The 19,094-nt window shown below is 38.1% G+C and carries 18 protein-coding genes; 1 reads left to right on the top strand and 17 read right to left on the bottom strand.

From position 1 onward, the window contains the following. Nucleotides 1-260: 260 nt before the first annotated feature. Genes VEIT17_RS02640 through thiT form a run of 3 tightly spaced genes read right to left on the bottom strand, consistent with a single transcriptional unit; the run spans nt 261 to nt 3,124 of the window. Nucleotides 261-1,496, bottom strand: a complete 1,236-nt coding sequence (locus VEIT17_RS02640) for a molybdopterin molybdotransferase MoeA (protein WP_178884642.1) — start codon at nt 1,494-1,496, stop codon at nt 261-263. After that, nucleotides 1,477-2,601, bottom strand: coding sequence for a molybdopterin-guanine dinucleotide biosynthesis protein B (gene mobB, locus VEIT17_RS02635; protein ID WP_178884640.1), 1,125 nt, complete (start codon nt 2,599-2,601; stop codon nt 1,477-1,479). Before mobB ends, VEIT17_RS02640 begins: the two co-directional genes overlap by 20 nt. Continuing rightward, nucleotides 2,594-3,124 carry an energy-coupled thiamine transporter ThiT gene (gene thiT, locus VEIT17_RS02630; protein ID WP_178884639.1) on the bottom strand — a complete coding sequence of 177 codons (531 nt, stop codon included), beginning with the start codon at nt 3,122-3,124 and terminating at the stop codon, nt 2,594-2,596. Before thiT ends, mobB begins: the two co-directional genes overlap by 8 nt. A 179-nt stretch (nt 3,125-3,303) precedes the next feature. Here thiT and VEIT17_RS02625 point away from each other — a divergent pair, with 179 nt between their 5' ends. Beyond that, on the top strand, nt 3,304-4,290 hold the full coding sequence (locus tag VEIT17_RS02625; RefSeq protein ID WP_039969037.1) for a GMP reductase: 987 nt from the start codon (nt 3,304-3,306) through the stop codon (nt 4,288-4,290). Between the two features lie 147 nt (nt 4,291-4,437). Here VEIT17_RS02625 and VEIT17_RS02620 read toward each other — a convergent pair whose 3' ends face one another. The 14 genes from VEIT17_RS02620 to ilvN all read right to left on the bottom strand — a co-directional run bounded on the left by VEIT17_RS02620 (nt 4,438) and on the right by ilvN (nt 19,094). Next, complete coding sequence (locus VEIT17_RS02620; protein ID WP_178884637.1) at nt 4,438-5,622, bottom strand: MFS transporter; 1,185 nt, start codon at nt 5,620-5,622, stop codon at nt 4,438-4,440. Nucleotides 5,623-5,801: 179 nt separating this feature from the next. Continuing rightward, nucleotides 5,802-6,848, bottom strand: a complete 1,047-nt coding sequence (locus VEIT17_RS02615; RefSeq protein ID WP_178884635.1) for a DUF805 domain-containing protein — start codon at nt 6,846-6,848, stop codon at nt 5,802-5,804. 75 nt (nt 6,849-6,923) lie between these two features. Next, the gene (dcuC, locus tag VEIT17_RS02610; RefSeq protein WP_178884633.1) at nt 6,924-8,279 is read right to left on the bottom strand and encodes a C4-dicarboxylate transporter DcuC; all 1,356 of its coding nucleotides are present in this window, start codon (nt 8,277-8,279) and stop codon (nt 6,924-6,926) included. Nucleotides 8,280-8,541: 262 nt separating this feature from the next. Next, on the bottom strand, nt 8,542-9,720 hold the full coding sequence (locus VEIT17_RS02605) for a M20 metallopeptidase family protein (protein ID WP_005385825.1): 1,179 nt from the start codon (nt 9,718-9,720) through the stop codon (nt 8,542-8,544). A gap of 95 nt (nt 9,721-9,815) precedes the next feature. Beyond that, complete coding sequence (locus VEIT17_RS02600; RefSeq protein ID WP_005385822.1) at nt 9,816-9,998, bottom strand: hypothetical protein; 183 nt, start codon at nt 9,996-9,998, stop codon at nt 9,816-9,818. A gap of 138 nt (nt 9,999-10,136) precedes the next feature. Beyond that, nucleotides 10,137-11,324, bottom strand: a complete 1,188-nt coding sequence (locus tag VEIT17_RS02595; protein WP_178884631.1) for an aspartate aminotransferase family protein — start codon at nt 11,322-11,324, stop codon at nt 10,137-10,139. A 90-nt stretch (nt 11,325-11,414) separates the two neighbouring features. Continuing rightward, the gene (gene argB, locus VEIT17_RS02590) at nt 11,415-12,272 is read right to left on the bottom strand and encodes an acetylglutamate kinase (RefSeq protein WP_178884629.1); all 858 of its coding nucleotides are present in this window, start codon (nt 12,270-12,272) and stop codon (nt 11,415-11,417) included. 10 nt (nt 12,273-12,282) lie between these two features. Continuing rightward, nucleotides 12,283-13,233, bottom strand: coding sequence for an N-acetyl-gamma-glutamyl-phosphate reductase (argC, locus tag VEIT17_RS02585; protein WP_178884627.1), 951 nt, complete (start codon nt 13,231-13,233; stop codon nt 12,283-12,285). Between the two features lie 122 nt (nt 13,234-13,355). After that, nucleotides 13,356-14,366 (bottom strand): ornithine carbamoyltransferase, encoded by a 1,011-nt coding sequence (argF, locus tag VEIT17_RS02580; protein WP_178884625.1) that lies wholly within the window; start codon nt 14,364-14,366, stop codon nt 13,356-13,358. A gap of 31 nt (nt 14,367-14,397) precedes the next feature. Next, nucleotides 14,398-15,582 (bottom strand): M20 metallopeptidase family protein, encoded by a 1,185-nt coding sequence (locus VEIT17_RS02575; RefSeq protein WP_178884623.1) that lies wholly within the window; start codon nt 15,580-15,582, stop codon nt 14,398-14,400. Between the two features lie 344 nt (nt 15,583-15,926). Continuing rightward, complete coding sequence (locus tag VEIT17_RS02570) at nt 15,927-17,249, bottom strand: fibronectin type III domain-containing protein (RefSeq protein WP_178884621.1); 1,323 nt, start codon at nt 17,247-17,249, stop codon at nt 15,927-15,929. An 86-nt stretch (nt 17,250-17,335) separates the two neighbouring features. After that, entirely contained in the window at nt 17,336-17,800 is a 465-nt protein-coding gene (locus tag VEIT17_RS02565; protein ID WP_178884620.1) for a hypothetical protein, read from the bottom strand. A 31-nt stretch (nt 17,801-17,831) separates the two neighbouring features. Further along, nucleotides 17,832-18,419, bottom strand: a complete 588-nt coding sequence (locus VEIT17_RS02560; protein ID WP_105089499.1) for a beta-class carbonic anhydrase — start codon at nt 18,417-18,419, stop codon at nt 17,832-17,834. A gap of 162 nt (nt 18,420-18,581) precedes the next feature. Continuing rightward, nucleotides 18,582-19,094, bottom strand: coding sequence for an acetolactate synthase small subunit (gene ilvN / locus VEIT17_RS02555; protein ID WP_156719064.1), 513 nt, complete (start codon nt 19,092-19,094; stop codon nt 18,582-18,584).

Here is a 19,094-nt window from a genome sequence, read left to right as displayed (position 1 = left end):
TAGATTGAAATAAATTTTGTCAAAACTCAATTGATATAACTAAAAGGACTATCCTTTTGTTGACTTTATTATAAGTTAATTGAGATTTAATTTCAGTGTCTACAGCAACAGAATTGAAGTAATTTTATATACTTATATAAACATATAGACGAGGCCGCCATAGAGACCTCGTCTTGTTATTTATATCTATTAATCTTACAAATATTCAATATGCTTAATTTATAAATGCTACATATATAAAACTTGTAAGTCCATATATTTTAAACCGCAGGTAGTAATCCTAATAGATACACATCAAAGGTATCGCCCGGATGTACTTCATGTACCCCACGAGGAATACATGCGAGGGCGTTCACAGTATATAAACCTAGCATACTACTACTGTTAAAATGACGATTTGCCACAAAACGTGGTGCACCACCGCCAAAGATTACTTTACCTTGTACATAGCGATCAAAAGCATTCCGCTTAAAGATTTCCGTATCCATTACACAGGCTACTACCGGTGTGGTCCAGTTTTTTAAGCCTTTATATCGTTTCAATGTTGGCGCTACGATTAGATGCCATCCATTAAAAGCTGCCCCTGGATTACCAGATAGACCAAAGATGATTTGACCTTTCGGCGTCACTGCACCATAGGATGCAGCACCTGGACGCATTTGAATGCGCGCATAAATGGATTTAACTCCTAGTTTTTCATAAATAAGAGGCATTGTATCAAACAGCCCTACTGATACACCGCCAGAGCTAATGATAATATCGGCATCTTCACTGAGCTGTAACACATGATTAATTTCAGACTCTAATTCCTCTGGAGCATCACTGACATGATAGTGCGTAATTTTATGAAAGCCTAAATCCTCCAAGAGTCCACAAATCATAGCTCTATTAGAGTTATAAATTTTACCAGCTGTTAAGCTTTCACCAGGTTCAATCACCTCATGGCCAGAGGTAAGAACTAACACGCGAGGCATTGCATTGACAGCAATCTCAGTCAACCCCAGACCAGTCAAAACAGTTTGTACTGTAGAGGTTACCTCTGTTCCACGAGGAATCACAATAGTGCCAGCACTACATTCCTCACCTTGAGGGATGATATGATCGCCACATTTGTATTTACCTTGAATTGTGATTGTTGTACCCGGTTCTCCGGAGCCAACTACCTGTTCTTGCATGATAACAGTATCGCATGTATCCGGTATAGGTGCGCCCGTCATAATACGTACTGCATGGCCTGGTGCAACAGGTTGTTCCCATACAACGCCGGCGCCTATAACACCGTCAACAATATACTCATTACAATCCGCGGAAAAGGCAATGGCATACCCATCCATCGCTGATTTCGAAAAGGCCGGTACATCTGTGGGCGCAACGATATCCTCTGCCAACACATATCCCTTAGCAGACTTAACATCAATCATTTCTACTTTATAAACTTGCGTATCTAAGGCCTTCTCCCATAATTGAAGGGCCTCCTCAACAGTAACGACGGCCATTTAAACACCTCATCATTTCCTGTATATGACGTACTAATCCTGGTACGTCTTGGTCTAACTTGCTAATTTCGATTATAGCTACTCGATCGATAGAATCTGAGATAAGCTCTTCTGTATGTCCTTCTTGCGTAACCTCTATAATAGGGGCAATGCCTTGGGACCTTGTTTCTAGTATAACTATATCCACAGGCATAAACTGTGATATTTCATACAGATTTGATTGTTCTTTAGTGCGTATACGAATCGCTGTTTCATTAGGGCCTGCAATAGCCACCGCATCAGCACCAGCTTTATAAGAAAGGTCTGTATCGGTCCCTTCATGATCCATTTGAAAGCCGTGTTTATCACTCTTTACAACACCTACAGAAAACCCAGCTCGTTGTAACTCAGCTACAAGACGGGTTACTACCGTAGTCTTACCTGTTTTACGTTTTGATGCTACTACACTAATAAGCGGCACACGACGGAACTCATTTTCTGCTAATGCACGAGCCCATTGATAGTCATCATAATGATTTACATTACTTAGCTCCCAATCATAATCACTGGCATCAATAGATTCAACATGACCAATCGTATCAAGGGCATGCTGCAACGATACGTCTTTACCGGCCAGAATAGATGGAAGTAATGATACAATATGAGGTCTATAAATTCCCGCCATAGGTTCTGGCTTACCTCTAGAACCAGTAGGAACTATGACATTCCAATTGTTATGATTCACTTGATATAACCAATCATAATATAAATCCATAGGCATAAATGGCATATCTACAGCCATCACCGCATAGGCAGGACTCATTCCAACAGCTAGAGCACTATAAAGTCCCCCTAGAGGACCACGTCGCTCAACAGAATCCCGAACAATAGAAACTTTTTTCTTCTCATCGTTCGATAACGTATCAATGATATGAGTCTGCATGGCATGTCCTAACTGATCATCATCACCAATGGAGATGATAATATCATCCACATCCGCTTCTAATCCCTTACGAAGTGCATGAGATATGAGGCTTTCACCATTAACCCAAGGTAATAATGCCTTAGGTTGCCCCATGCGAGAACTCAAACCACCAGCCAAAATAATTAAACCTAATTTATCCACGACGTCCTAACCCTCGTTTAACACCTTGGTAAATGAATAGTAAAACAACAATATTTAAAATCCCATCTGGCACCATATAAGAGGCATTATAAATCATGGAGTAAATCCATGGATTTTGACCTTGAGGTGCATAGCTAGCGAACACAACGGCACCGCTCACAACAGTGGCGATCCAGCGCAATATAATACCAACAATAGAACCTGTAATGAGACCAGAAATAGAATCTTTGAAGTAACCACATACACCTATGGCACCATAAGCAACTAGATAATCCAATATAATACTTAAATAGTGTACAGATGATTTAAAGCCTAAAATAAAATGTAAAATACCATATACGACGCCAGCAAAAATTCCTCGTGCACCACCCCAACGATAGGCATAAATCATGAGCGGCACCAAAGCTGCAGCCTTAATAGAGCCTCCTTGAGGCATATGAAAAATCGTAATAAATGATAATACTTGAGCAATTGCAATCGCCACACCTGCTTCTGCAAGCATGCGAGTTTTGGACTGATCCATGTCAATCAACCTCCTTTTACCATATATATTAATGTATATAACTTGCATAATCTACTTGTATTGTACTACAGTTCGTTTCTGAGTCCAAACAAAATATTCGGAACGTATTGAAAATTTTACGCGTCTCTTGTATAATGGTACAGGTTCAATTTGTAATACTCGAAGGAGATATAGAAAATATGATTAATACAACGAACATCTTTGATTATGAAGACGTGCAATTAATTCCTAATAAATGTATCGTAACTAGCCGTAGCGAATGTGATACACATGTTAAATTAGGTAATCGCACATTCCGCTTGCCAGTAGTTCCTGCAAATATGCAAACTATTATCGACGAAGAATTGGCAGAAAAATTAGCTCGTGAAGGTTATTTCTATATCATGCATCGTTTCCAACCAGAACGTCGTATGGATTTTGTTAAACGCATGCACGACCTTAATTTATATTCTTCTATTTCCATTGGTGTAAAACCAGAAGAATTTGCTTTAGTTGATGAATTCAAAAAAGCAAATTTAACACCTGAATACATTACAATCGATATTGCACATGGTCACTCCAACGCTGTAATCGATATGATTCAATACATCAAAAAGAACTTGCCTGGAACTTTCGTTATCGCTGGTAACGTAGGTACACCAGAAGCAGTTCGTGAACTTGAAAATGCTGGTGCAGATGCAACTAAAGTTGGTATCGGTCCTGGTAAAGTTTGTATCACTAAATTAAAAACTGGCTTCGGTACTGGTGGTTGGCAATTGGCTGCCGTTCGCTGGTGCGCAAAAGCAGCTACTAAACCTATCATCGCTGACGGTGGTATCCGCGATCATGGCGACATCGCTAAATCCATTCGCTTTGGTGCTACTATGGTTATGATTGGTTCCCTATTCGCTGGTCATGAAGAATCTCCAGGGGAAGAAAAGATTGTTGACGGCAAAGCAGTAAAAGAATACTTTGGTTCTGCTTCTGAGTTCCAAAAAGGTGAACGCAAAAACGTAGAAGGCAAAAAAATCTTCATCGATTCCAAAGGTTCTATCTTTGATACATTAGTTGAAATGGAACAAGATTTGCAATCCGCGATTTCTTACGCTGGTGGTACTACGCTACAAGCAATCCGCAAAGTAGACTATGTACTTGTTAAAAACTCCATCTTCAACGGTGACCGTTAATACAATATTACATGTAAAAGCCACAGGATAAATCCTGTGGCTTTTTTGTATCTCATCGATGATATATAACGAATCAACATATTTGTAATAATATTGCTATATTTCAAAAATTTAGCCCCAAAGACATACCATCTTTGGGGCTATTATTTAAGCTTCAGCTTCTTTTGATTTGTCCATTAACATGTAGGCGTATTTACCTATACCTGCACTTACTACAAGTAATGTAGTCAATACGATAAATGCTACTGTAAGACTTGTGCCATGAGCAATGAAACCAATCAATGCTGGTCCCATCAAAATCCCCATATAACCAAGCATCGTGGATGTTGCCACAGCTTGTGTCATAGGAATTACATTTTGTTCCCCCATGGCAGAGAACAAGTTTGGTACTACCATAGCTAAGGAAATACCAAGTAATAAATACGTATACATAGAGCCATAACCTGGTAAGAATACGATAAGTCCCATTGCAATAGCGCCAAGTAAATAACCACCAACGACAACTTGTTTAGATGTTAAGTGTTTACCAATTGTATTCCCTAGCAAACGGCCAATACACATAGTACCATTAAAGAGCATAACCCCCATAACGGCTTCTTCAATAACGATACCTTTATCTTCGAACAGGTATAATGCACTCCAGTCCCCTACGGCACCTTCAACCAAGTAAGATACAAAGGACAAGAGACCAAAGATAATAGCAATGGGATGGAAAGATAATGGGCTTTTAGATTTTTTAACAACCTTTGCATTTGGATCACTACCAAAGGTCAACATAAATTGGCTAACCACAACCATGGCAATAAATAATACGATGAGAAGTCCCCAAATACTTTCATTAACAGGTAAGGATAATATTTTTAAGAGCACTAGCAAAACACCAGCACCGGCAAAACCGCCTAAACTCCATCCACCGTGATAGGCACCCATTAAGTGTTTCTTACTCACCTTTTCTGTCAAGATAGCTTGTAAATTGGCAGACGCACCACTTAAGCCGACGCCAATACCAAAGAAGAATAAAGCAGCTGTGGTCGTAGCAATTGTAGAACACATGGTAACAACCGCAAGAGATAACATCCCAATAAAGCTAGCTAATAAAACGACTTTCTTGCATCCAAAGTTCTCTACTAGCTTACCAGCTATGGCCATGGACAAGCAAGAGCCTACACCGAGCACTAAAATCATGGAGCCCAATACATCTTCACCGATACTAAGCTTTGCTTTTAAATATGGCACAAAGCCAGCCCATAAAGCTGTATACATACCTGGGATAAAGAATCCCCCAAAGGCACCACGAATATTTGCTGTTGAAATAGAAACTTGATTGTTCATTACATCCTTTCTGGCTTCTAGAACCGTCCGGCGAAGAAAGGCCCTTTTTATCCGCAAAGCGCTAAAACATGCATCAGTGCAGGAAACCATTTTAATTACATATGATTTATTATTGGAATATAATAACCCTCTTTACAAAAAATGTAAAGAGGGTTATTTAGTAAAATTCAATATCAAATTTATTCGTTAATAGAATTTAATTCAACGCGATTTATAGATGGTTTAAACACAGTCATATACAAAGTATAGATATTAATAAACGGAATAAACATTGCTACTAACCAATACCCGCTAAGACCTGTATCATGTAATCTTCTAACAGTACAACTGATATTAGCTAACATATACCATAACCAAAAAATCCAATAGATAACTAAACTAGTCACAATAGCTGTATCTATATTAAAAATATTTTCATAGAAGTAAAACAAAATAGGGTTGAGAGCATTTGTTAAAATCTGAAACATAACCACACCCCAATATAATTCTTGTCGTTTTGCTCTAGTTCGATAATCAAACAACTTGTTAATAAACATAGTCCTAAAGGAATCTATGGAATGAGATAAACCAATTCTATCCCAATAATCTTCTCGCTTTTTATCACCACTAGAACTATATAACGGTTCATAGCTGATATTGTATTCTCCACTCTTCTGCTTTCCATTTGGCAAACCATAACGATTAGATTCTTTATTAGAAGGCACAAATATTAGCAATAAGAGTACTATATACTCATAGAAAAGATAAATGTAAAAGTCTACAGTCACTCTAAGATCTATATCAGTAAGGTTTTGATTATATCCCCAAAAGCCTAGTAGTAGTATATTAAAAATTAAAATAATATACTGTAAACACCGTCCAAGAGCACTACCACTATAATCATTTAAGCGTCGTTTACCTAATTCTGATAATGTAAAAGCACCTAGAAGATTGATGACAATTGTCATGATAAAAAATATCGGCTCATCAATATAATAATCAGAGGTGAGAACAATTCGTCCAAAATAATTAGAAAAAGTATCATTTGGAGTTAACTTTAAAGAGTCTACAATACCTAAAAGATTTATTAAATTGCCAATATAGACTTCTAAGAGAAGAAACAATACCCCTATAAGGTATGGAAATCTTGTTAGCCTTTGGTTAAGAAAAAGATTCTTAACATTAGACTTTAATAATAGCCATTCATCAAAAAAATTAAAGTTTATCATTAAAGCTCCATATTTCATATATCTAAACAAACTATTAACAATAGTACTAACGAGTACCATACCATATAAACAATTTCTAGTATATATCTCCGTTTAATAAAACACATATATCCCCACACAGCTTGTAAGTAATGCCACAAGAACAGGTACAGCAGTTCGTTTAAGTAAGTCTACTGACTTAATATGCGCCACGCCTGCTACGCCGACCATTACAGGACTAATAGGGCTAAGGAATAAGCCTAGGCTTGCACCGTTTTGCATACCAAGCATAGTAGTAATCGGATCAAGGCCTAGATGAGCTACGATATTAGGTACTAGAGGAACCAAAGTAAATAATGGTGCTACATTGCTACCTGTTACCATGCTAAGGCCTAACATACCGCCCCCTAGCACAGAGGTAAGCCCTATGGAGTTAAGAGATAATGTTTGAAGTGCCCCAAGCAAGGATTCAATAAGACCTAAACTCACTAGTCCTTGTGCAAAGATTTGTCCCCCTATAATAAGTGTCACTGCATAAGAGAACTGGTTCCCCATACCTTCAAAGAAAATAGTTGTACTTTTAAGAACTGTACGCAGATTACGATGACGAATTAGTTCAGCAAACAAGGCAATACCAAAGGCAAGCATCATAGCCAAAGTTACGTTCATTTTCACCCCAGGTAAACCATATTGACTAAAGCCCAAGATAAAACACAATGGCAATAATGGGAATATCATATACGGCTTAGGCCCTATTGGCGCCTCTGGAATACTTTCACAAGCATCTATAACCTTAGGTTCCTCCACCCGGTCACGATATTTTTGCCAGAAAAAGTGTGCTATAGCCGTCACAATGGCGACTAAGAAATAAAGACGCAACTGATAGCCTACAAAATAGTTTGGCACGGGCATATTCAAGGTCTTTGCAATGAGTAAGGTAGATACCGCACCAGGTCCTACATCCATAAGATGTCCCGTAGCAATAACCGCTGCAGCCCCCACTGGGCTCACCCCAAGGCGAAGCAATACGGGATACATAGTAACCATCATAAGGAGTGCAAGACTCAACGGATTAGGTACACAAATAGACAGTCCCATATTAAGAAGAAACATTAGGGCCAGTACAATATATGGGCGATTTAGACGATATAAAGGACGTATAAATGTATGTGCCAATCTCGTTCCTGCCCCAATATGCTCCATATATTTTGCATAACCAGCACAGGTCATAATCATGAGACCTAAATTTACTATATTCTCGGACGTAGTAATTCGCACAATATCCATAGCATCAAATACCAAGACACCTGTAGATTGAGACTCAACGAGTATAGCATCAATCCAATTTGCTTCATAAGCAATAAACATCATGAGAATCCCCATACCAATTAAAACTGGCTGTGGTTGATAGCGCTTCATTAACAATATACCTGTAATAGCAATAATGGTGATACATATAACTATATTCATAAATAAGCACCTCTCAACTAGAGAATATATATTAGCCCCATATAAGATGTATACTACACTTGTATTAAACCCATGTTATACCTATATTATACCTATATCATGCACAAAAGATAAATAAAGATACAATGAAAAGCACCATTACCCTTAAGATAACAGTGCTTTTAAGATGAAATATTTAATTGATTTTATTATTAAACATACAAATATCTAATCTATTAGGCAGATTAGTACGTAGGTTATTTCTTATATAATTAAATAGTTTTTATTTATGCTCTTTCAACCATGCAATGGCATATTCAGCATATACCGCAGATGCGGCAGATAGTACAGTATCATCCATATTAAATCTATTATTATGATGATCGTAGGTAGCCTCTAATTCAGGGTTTTGAATCCCAATAAAGGCAAAGCATCCTGGTTTATCTTGTAAATACCATGCAAAATCTTCCCCTGGCATTACTTTACGCATTTTAGAAAGCTTGTCTTTACCTAATGTGTCAATAACGACACGTTCCGCCAATTTGCTAGCTTCAGGATCATTAATAGTAGGCGGTACTTTTTTTACATATTCTAATGTAGCAGTCGCTCCATAAGCTTCAGCAGTATGTTCTACTACGCGACGTATAGATTCTACATAATACTCTTCTTGGTCAGGATCAAAGAATCGAATAGTTCCCCCCATTTTAGCTTCACCGGGGATAACATTCCATTCAGATCCAGAGTGAATATTACCAATAGTGAGTACAAGAGAATCTAAGGCACTCACATTACGAGACACTACGGTTTGCAAGTTCATGACGATAGCACTAGCTACTACAATGGCATCAATCGCTTGATGTGGCTGTGCACCATGGCCTTGTTTGCCTTTTACATTAATAGTAATCTGACTACTTGCAGCCATACGAGGACCTTCTTCTACAGATATAAGTCCTGCTGGTAAGTCAATCCATACATGGCCGCCAAAGATAGCATCTATCTTATCATACCAATCACCAAATTTAATGAAATCTGGTGCACCCGCTCCTGTCTCCTCAGCAGGTTGAAAGGCTAAATATACGTCGCCTTCGATGCGATCTTTCATAGACATTAACATTTTAGAAGCGCCTAGCAAGATGGCCATATGACCATCATGACCACAAGCGTGCATTTTGCCTTCAGTTTCTGATTTATAGTCTACTGTATTATGTTCGTGAACAGGCAATGCATCAATATCAGCGCGCAAAGCAATGGCTTTACCAGTTTTATCACCATGAATAATACCAACTAAGCCGATGCCACGCTCTGTATCTACATGAACCTCTACGCCCATAGATTCTAATTCTTTAGCTAGTGTCTTAGTTGTTTCAAATTCTTCATTACTCAGCTCTGGATGTTTATGAAAATATCTACGCCACTCTTGAACGTAGCCTTTATATTGTTCTATTAAATCGCGACTATGCATGGTATCGCCTCCTTATAAAATCCCATAATCAAGGGGAATAACAGGGTAAAAGTAAAAGAAAACGACAGGCAGTGCCATGTCGTTTTCTTAGTTTCTTATCGGTTGCGTAATACTGCTTGTACCGCCAAGGATACAACAGCTGTTGCAACTGCCACAGCAGCCGTAATTTTTGCTGTTGTGAAAAGTTCTTCTTTTGTAGGTTTTGCTTTTGTAGCAATATCTAATGTTTTTGCTACTGCAGGAACCAACACTTCGTTACGTAAGGATTCTGTATTCATATTTACTCCTCCAATATAGACTGTTTCTTCTAGGGTAACACGAATGAGAACTAAAGTCTATATATTCATCGATTTATCTCAATAATTATACGGTTACGCAACTATTTTAAATGATATTTATGAAAGTTATCCTTAAAATTATTTTGCAGCCAACTCTTCAATAGCTTCAGCTAGAATGGTAATCGCTTTTTCCAATTGGTCTTGAGGGATATTAAGAGCTGGTAAAAGACGTACTTTATTTTTCGCAGACAAGCATACAACGCCCTTTTCAAGACATTTCGGAATGACTGCTTTTGGATCTACTGTAGTTTCAATACCAAGCATAAGGCCCATGCCGCTCACACCTAGAATACCAGGTTTGCCGACTAAGGTAGTTTTTACATAGTCTCCTTTTGCTTTTACAGAATCTAAGAATTCTGGTGTTAAACGATTAATTATAGTATTGCCTGCTGCCGCACAGATTGGATTGCCCCCAAAGGTTGTAGCATGTGCACCAGCATTTAACACATATTGCATCTTTTCATTGAATAATGTAGCACCCATAGGAAGACCACCTGCTAAACCTTTTGCAGTAGATACTACATCTGGCTCAATGCCAAATTGTTGGTATGCATATAGACTACCAGTACGGCCATTACCAGTTTGTACTTCATCGATTAATACGAGTTGATCGTGTTCATGAGCATATTTTGTTACTGCTTGTACGAACTCTTTATCTAGTGGCATAACGCCACCTTCACCTTGAATAGGTTCCATCATGATGGCACAAACTGCTGGATTATCAAGTGCTTTTAATGCCGCATCAATATCATTAGCGGGTGTATGAATAAAACCTTCTGTAAATGGGAAGAAATGTTGATGGAATACATCTTGGCCTGTAGCAGACAAGGTAGTAATAGTACGACCGTGGAAGCTATTAACCAAGGTGACGATGACATGACGACCTTCACCGTATTTGTCATGGCTATATTTACGAGCTGCTTTGATGGCACATTCATTAGACTCTGCACCAGAGTTAGAGAAGAATACCTTCTTCATACCTGTTTTAGCACACAGTTGTTTTGCCAATTCAATTTGTGGCAAAGAATAGTATAAATTTGAAATGTGGTTCAACGCATGAGATTGTTTTGTCACGGCCTCTGTCCATTCATCGTCATCGACACCAAAGGCTGTTACGCCGATACCAGATCCAAGATCGATGTATTTTTTACCATTTACATCCCATAAAAGGGACCCTTTCCCCTTTTCAAAACATACGTTAAACCGGCCATACGTATTGGCTATATATTCTTTATCTTGTTGTTCAAAATCGATTGTATTACTCATTACATCCTCCAAACGTACGGTCATGCCGTCGTCTATCTATATGAAAGGTAACGATGGTAATAAATACTTACCATCGCTATACCTACTATATTACTTTACAAACATGGTGCCAAGACCTTCATCAGTCAACAGCTCAATAAGAATGGCATGTGGGATCTCACCATTGATGATAAATACCTTTTGAGCTCCTGATTTAATGGCCTCTAAGCAGCAATCCACTTTTGGTATCATACCGCCAGCAATAATACCATCTGCTTTTAATTGATCCGCCTCTGCCATAGTGATTTTAGAGATTAGAGAACTAGGATCATGCACATCTCGTAATACACCATCAATGTTAGTCATGGCCACCATTGTTTCCGCCTTAAGGGCACCGGCAATTTTTGCGGCTACCGTATCAGCATTAATATTATATGTCTTGCCATCAGCCCCCATACCAATGGATGAAATGACAGGAATATAACCTCTACTGATAACATCGTCGATAATACTTGTATCAATCGTATCGATAGAGCCTACATAACCAAGCTCATCATTTTGTTTATGAACTTGAATCATATTACCATCCACACCACAGAGACCAACAGCCTTACCACCAAGGTCTGTTAAATCTGCTACAAGGCCTTTATTAACCTTACCGGCTAATACCATTTGTACTACATCCATTGTCGCTTCATCAGTGACACGCAAGCCATTTGCAAAACGGGATTCAATTTTCATGGCATCTAGTGTACTATTAATAGCTGGACCACCGCCATGAACGAGCACAACTTTCACCCCTACCAATTGAAGTAGCATTAAATCCTTCATAACGGATTTTTTTAATTCTTCATCAATCATAGCATTGCCGCCATATTTAACGACAACATATTGATCTGTATATTGTTTAATATATGGAACGGCCGCAGTTAAGATATGCGCCCGCATTGCATTTGTTACGTCCTTCATAGTTCCCTCTCTAACCTAGTGCTAGGCCTGTATCCTCAGGCAAACCTAAAGCAATGTTCATACATTGAACAGCAGCACCAGAGGCACCTTTGCCTAAATTATCGAAAATAGCATGAACCATAATGCGTTCATCGTTGCCAGTCACATAGATTTTCATGCTATCTGTGTTGCTCAATTGATTTGCATTTAACATGCCTGTATTACTGTTCTCAGTAAATGGGACGACAGTAATAATCGGGCTACCTTTATAAAAGTTTTCTAATGCCTGTTGCACTTTATCAATGCTTATTGGCTTTTGACATAAACGACTGTGAATGCCTACCGTTACTTCCATGCCAGAATAATAATCGTCAACGATAGGCATAAAAATAGGCGCTTCACTAAGGCCACAAACATGTTGAACCTCTGGTAAATGTTTATGTTGTTGACTAAGACCATATTGACGCGGTGCATAGAGGAAATAATCCTTTGGTTCACTTTCATATTGGCCAATCATCTTTTTACCACCACCGCTATAGCCTGTTAAGGATGTGATAGTGAAAGGATAATCTGTTGGCACAAGACCAGCTTTTACAAGAGGTGCAATACACGCAATCATTCCACTCGCATGACAACCAGGGTTAGCAATATGTTTTTCAGTAGCGATGGCTGTTTTATAATCCGCACCGAGCTCTGGGAAGCCATAAGCCCAATCAGCAGCCGTTCTAAAGGCAGTTGATGTATCAATTACCTTACATGGTAATTCACCGATAGCGGCCATGATTTCTTTAGATGCCGCATCAGGCAAGCAGAGAAATACAATATCTGCCCCTTTAGCTACCTCTTTAATAGCCTCTACATTTTTTCGATCCTCATCAGCTGTAGCTAATAGCTCTATATCTTTTCTATCGGATAACCGTTCATGAATTCTTAAACCTGTCGTGCCTTCATGACCGACAATAAATACTTTATATGGTGTCATAGTAAACCTCAATTCTCACCTATTGGTGACTCACACCTATTTATACAGTTCTCAGTTATTACTTTCAGCGATTATAAATAGGAAACAAACTATACCATACATCACCTTCTAGGGAGATGAAATTATTTCAAAGGATAGTCACTAAAGGTAGCAACCATAACGGCCTTAATCGTATGGAGACGATTTTCTGCTTCTTGGAATGCTAAGGAATTTGGACCTTCAAAAACCTCTTCCGTTACCTCAATACCATTCATGCCGAACCGTTCAAAGATATCTTTACCTACTTGAGTTTCCGTATTGTGGAATGCTGGCAAGCAGTGACAGAATTTGGTATTTGGATTACCTGTTAATGCCATCATTTCTGCATTAACTTGGAATGGTTTAAACGTATTGATACGTTCTTCCCACATATCGTATGTATCACCCATAGTTACCCATACACCTGTATAGATTACATCTAAGCCTTTAACACCTTCCGCTACGTTATCTGTACATGTAATGGTAGCACCTGTTTCTTTTGCAACTTTCAAACATTCTTCATAGAATGGCCCTGCAGGCCAGTATTGTTTAGGCCCGATAAGTCTAAAGTCCATACCCATTTTAGCGGCGCCACTCATTAAGGCATTACACATATTAGATTGACCATGACCCACATAAGCATAGGAGATTTCATTCAATGGTTTATCAATATTTTCTTGAAGCGTCAAAAAATTCGCTAATGTTTGTGTAGGATGATCCATATCGGTAAGGCCATTCCAAACAGGTACGCCAGAATAATCAGCTAATGTATCTACATCGGCTTGATCAAAACCTCTAAACTCGATAGCATCATACATAGATCCTAGAACACGAGCTGTATCTTTTAAGGATTCTTTTTTATTCATTTGGGAACCTGTAGGGCCAAGATATGTTGTATGAGCACCTTGGTCCGCAGCACCTACTTCAAAGGCACAACGTGTCCGCGTAGAGTCTTTTTCAAAAATTAATGCAAAGTTTTTACCTACTAATGTTTTGATTTCTTTGCCTGCTTTTTTATCGGCTTTTAACTTTGCAGCCAAGTTCAAGAAGTATTTAATTTCTTCTGGTGTGTATTGAAGCATTGTTTTAAATGATGTATGTTGTAAACTCTTCATGATAACCTCTTATTTCAAACTACTTATTTAATTACTTTTCTTGTAAAAATTCGGCGGCAATAGCAGCCATCATTGTTATACCAGGTTCCAGAATGCTTTCATCGATGGTGAAAGCCTCATTATGCAAGGCCGGATTACCTTCAAATCCAGTACCTAACCAAAGAAAAGCACCTTTTATTTTATGAAGATACGCGGAGAAATCTTCTGCAGCCATAGACGGGAATTCAGGATGTACTACAGCTTCTTGCCCAAGATATTTCTCTACAATCGATGTGGCATAATCGATAGCGTCTGGATTGTTGATGGTAGCACCATGACCACGTTTATAATCTAAGGTACTCTTTGTTTTTAATAACATGTCGAGAGCTTGTAAACTTTCACCTAAGCGGCGCTCAATATAATCCCGTTTTTCAGGTGCATAGGTACGGCATGTACCTTCGAGATATACATCGCCACAGCCTACATTATATCGGTCACCACCATTAATCACACCGATGGTACACACGAGATTTTCCATTGGGTTCGTTTCACGAGCTACCATGGATTCAACATTTACAATCCAGTTAGCAGCGGCTACGATGGCATCCACCCCATTATGAGGCTCCGCACCATGAGTCGATTTCCCTTTAATATGGACGAGAAAGTGATCTGATGCAGCCATCAAATTACCTTTTTTTAGACCTACCGTACCAACCGGTAATTGTGGCCATACATGAAGGCCATATATTTCATCTACATCATCAAGAATGCCGCTATCTACAATACCTTGTGCACCTGGGAATAATGCTTCCTCTTCGGAAGGCTGGAATACGAGCTTTACTGTGCCATGCAATTGGTCTTTAATAGACTGTAAAATGGCTGCTGCACCAAGCAAAATTGCAATGTGGCTATCATGACCACAAGCATGCATAACGCCGTCATTTTCTGATGCAAATGGCAATCCAGTAGTTTCATGTATAGGTAAGGCATCTATATCAGCACGCAATGCAATGACTGGTCCAGGTTGAGCTCCTTCGATTTTACCGATAACGGCATAATCAGAAACATCATTTACAAAAGGAATGCCTAATTCACCAAGAACCTTTTGAATAAATAAGGATGTATTTTTTTCTTCACCAGATAATTCTGGATGACTATGAATATGTCTACGCCATGCTACAACTTGTTCTTTATATTGTGCGGCATATTTCTTGATCAAATCTTGTAATGTATTCATTACTCCATCTCCTTTATACACTATATGTATGTTTTATACATTATTAGTGTATTTTTATAACCTATGTACGTATTATAATACTATCAGTCGTTTTATTCAAGTTTTATACAAATTTTCTGTATTTTTATTTGTTATACTATGAATTAATTTTTATCATAGTCCTTAGAACTGTAATTTACATGAACTTAATTTAGCATATAAAATATCTAATAAATATATAATTATCATTTATATCTTTACCTATTTAAACTATAAATCAGAGAAAACTATTTGTATAAACACACAAAAAAGACACCTTCCAAGTAAGGTGTCTTTTGCTTATATATTCTTATATTCTTGTGCTTCTATTTCTCTATAACCGACTCATCTAACTGTGTACCATCTGGTAAGAAAGCTTTTACTATTAATTTATTCGGTGTAACAGTCATCGTCATATAGTTATTCTTATCTCGATTTGGTGCCACATATACATCTAAAGGGTGTTCTTTCCACTTAGGGCGGCGAGCATCCCCGGCAATACCAGTCAGAATATATAATGGCCCCGAAGCATCTCGATCAAAGTTACGTACATGGCCTCTATTACGATAAGAATGTAAATGAGCTGACAACACTAAATCTACATTAAACTCATCAAAGATAGGCATAAACAATACGCCCTCTTCGTTGAATCCTACATCACGACTTGCGCCAGGGCGGTCAAAGGCATATTGGAATGGATCCCGATGCATGAGAACTACGGTCCACTTTTTAGTATTAGCTGCTAAATCTTGGCGTAGCCACTGAATCTGTACATCGTATAAATCAGGATGATGCGTATCATGGTTATCCTCATGATTGCTTTCATATAACATTGTATCTAATACAACGTAATGAACATCACCGAAGTCATAGGAATAATAACGACGATTAAAAATTTCATTTCCATTAGGCGGTACTGCGAAGTAATTCAAATACGCATAAGGCTCACGCATTTTCCAATCTAATGTATACATCTCATGGTTGCCTAAGGTCGTTGCTAACGGCACATTAGTACTCAACGGTCTAATAGAATTTAACCAGGTGCGCCATTGATAGTCTTGTTCCCCATTATCTACAAGGTCACCCATACTAATATACAGGGCTGTCCTTGGATTGCGATGCGCTGAGTCCTTTACAATCTCTTCCCATTGAGAATAATCCCCCGACTGAGAGTCTGGATATATGAGCACATCATAGACACTAGCACCAGCCGTTTCCAGGGAGTACCAATCACTACGGCGATCACTGCCATACCCAACGCGATATTCATATTTAGTATTAGGTGTTAACCCTGTCAAAGTGCCCTCATGAATATAGGTGGTACTGCCGTCATCAGTAAAAACTTTATCCGTTGCCCCTATCGATTGAGTATTTTCAGAACCTGTAAGACGATACTCTATTACCGCATCAGCTTCGTTGCTATCTGATTGCCACATAATAGTACGGCTTGTGCTATTATCTTGAGCTACAATTTGTCGAATGTAACGGCCTTCAGAATTAAGGAGCGGTTTTATCTCTTGACCACTCACCACAGCCGCTGTTCTAGCTATACGACTCTGTATAGCATCTTTATATACATAGCCAACTATGACTAATACAACCAATGCTGCAATAGCTATAATTGTTTTTAATAATTTACTTTTATTCATATAGTTCCTTTATGTAAATATGTATTAAGTACTAATATGAACACATTATAAAACTTACACTTAACTTTAAGTCAAATAAGATTTTTCTACACTTCTTCAACATCTACTTTTCTATATCTAGCAGAAACACAACCCAACATGTTTAATTGCGGTATATTCCACTCATTAGGTAAATAGATGTTACAAGTGATCTCATCGCCTATTGAATTATTAGCTATAAATTGATAGCGCCCTAATTCTTCATTGCTATATACTCTTTCAACCTGATTTAAAGTAGTAGCACCCCAAAATCGACTAAATTCTGACCAAATAATTTCCGTATCAACTTGAGATAATTCAACCTGTAGTCTATATGTTATGCCAACTTTGCATCGTTTTTTTAAGCCCTTTTCGTCAGCACTACAAACCTTAGTGGAGCCTTTATCAAAAGACCATTCTAGGTCATCTAACGATTTAATTTGAGTAGAAATAAGATTTTTAAAATTTGAAAAGTCCTCAAGAAAATGTTTACACGCTACCTCGAATGTATCTAGTCTATCTATATTGCTCAATTCACAATACCTCTATCAAAAGATTTATCTATTATTTTTCATAATATTGTTTCATTTGTGTATAGCCATTAACGATGACTTCAATTTCACCGGTTCTAGGATGGAAGATAAGACCGTGAATAGGTACGTCTTTCGGAATCAAAGGATTCATACGCAATTCGTCTACTGTGTCTTCTACATTTTCAGCAGGGTGTGTAAATCCATCTGCCCAGCGTTCCATTTCTTTACGGACCATATGAATCGCTTCTGGTGCAATACCACGAGCCAACATTTTTTCTGTTAGATCTTTTGCCGTAGTTTTTGCCATACCACATTCGTGATGACCAATGATAAAGATTTCGTTAACGCCTAGCTCATAAATACAAACAAGTAAACTACGTACAACACCATCAAATGGACCTGTAATACAATTCCCTGCAGTCTTTACGATTTTCGCTTCACCTCGGCCAATATCCATGGAATCTTCTAAGAAGTTAACAAGACGTGTATCCATGCATGTAACGATTGCCATTTCACGACTAGGCATCTTACTACATTTAGTATCTGTTTCTACATAACCTGTATTTTGATCTTCTACATATTCTCTATTATGGGCTAAAATATCATCTAATAAACTCATAGTACCTCCTATATAAAAAGACCTTGGCATACAACCAAGGTCTCTATATCAATAATGGTCGATATAAATATTATATCATATTCAGTTGTACCCATTCTAAATCACTACCAGGCTTAGATCATTATCCTCCAGCAATAGATTTAGAATAATTAGAGTTAAAACTTATCTATCAGGTGTAGATAGTGCTTCGATAGCAACACTACCACCGCGTACAACTTCAATACGATTAACAAACATATCTTTAAATAGAGCAATCATGTCATTATTTTTAGATACTGTTTTTACACATTGTACGAGAACGGATTTGCGGTTATAATCGACTACCAACAAGTCAAAGGTTTGAGCGATGCGGAAGATTTCTTGTTTATCTGCTTCTTTGCAGCTGTTGACCTTAATAAACAATAGTTCTTTTTTTGTAATCGGCATATCCGTAAAGTCGATAACCTTAATCACCTCTACACTGCGATTAAGCTGTTTAATAATTTGTTCGTATGTCAAATCGTCGCATGTGAGCTCAATGGTCATACGAGACATGGTATGATCTTCTGTCTCTCCTACAGTCAATGTATCAAGGTTATAATTTTTACCTGCGAAGAGGCCTGAAATTTTAGCCAATACGCCGATTTGGTTTTCTACATACGCTGAAATACAGCGTTTTTCCATATGTAATTCCAT

It is taken from the genome of Veillonella nakazawae, from assembly GCF_013393365.1.
GTDB lineage: Bacteria > Bacillota > Negativicutes > Veillonellales > Veillonellaceae > Veillonella > Veillonella nakazawae.
Note: the sequence above shows the minus strand (reverse complement) of the source record. Positions and strands in the feature narration are given on the sequence as shown.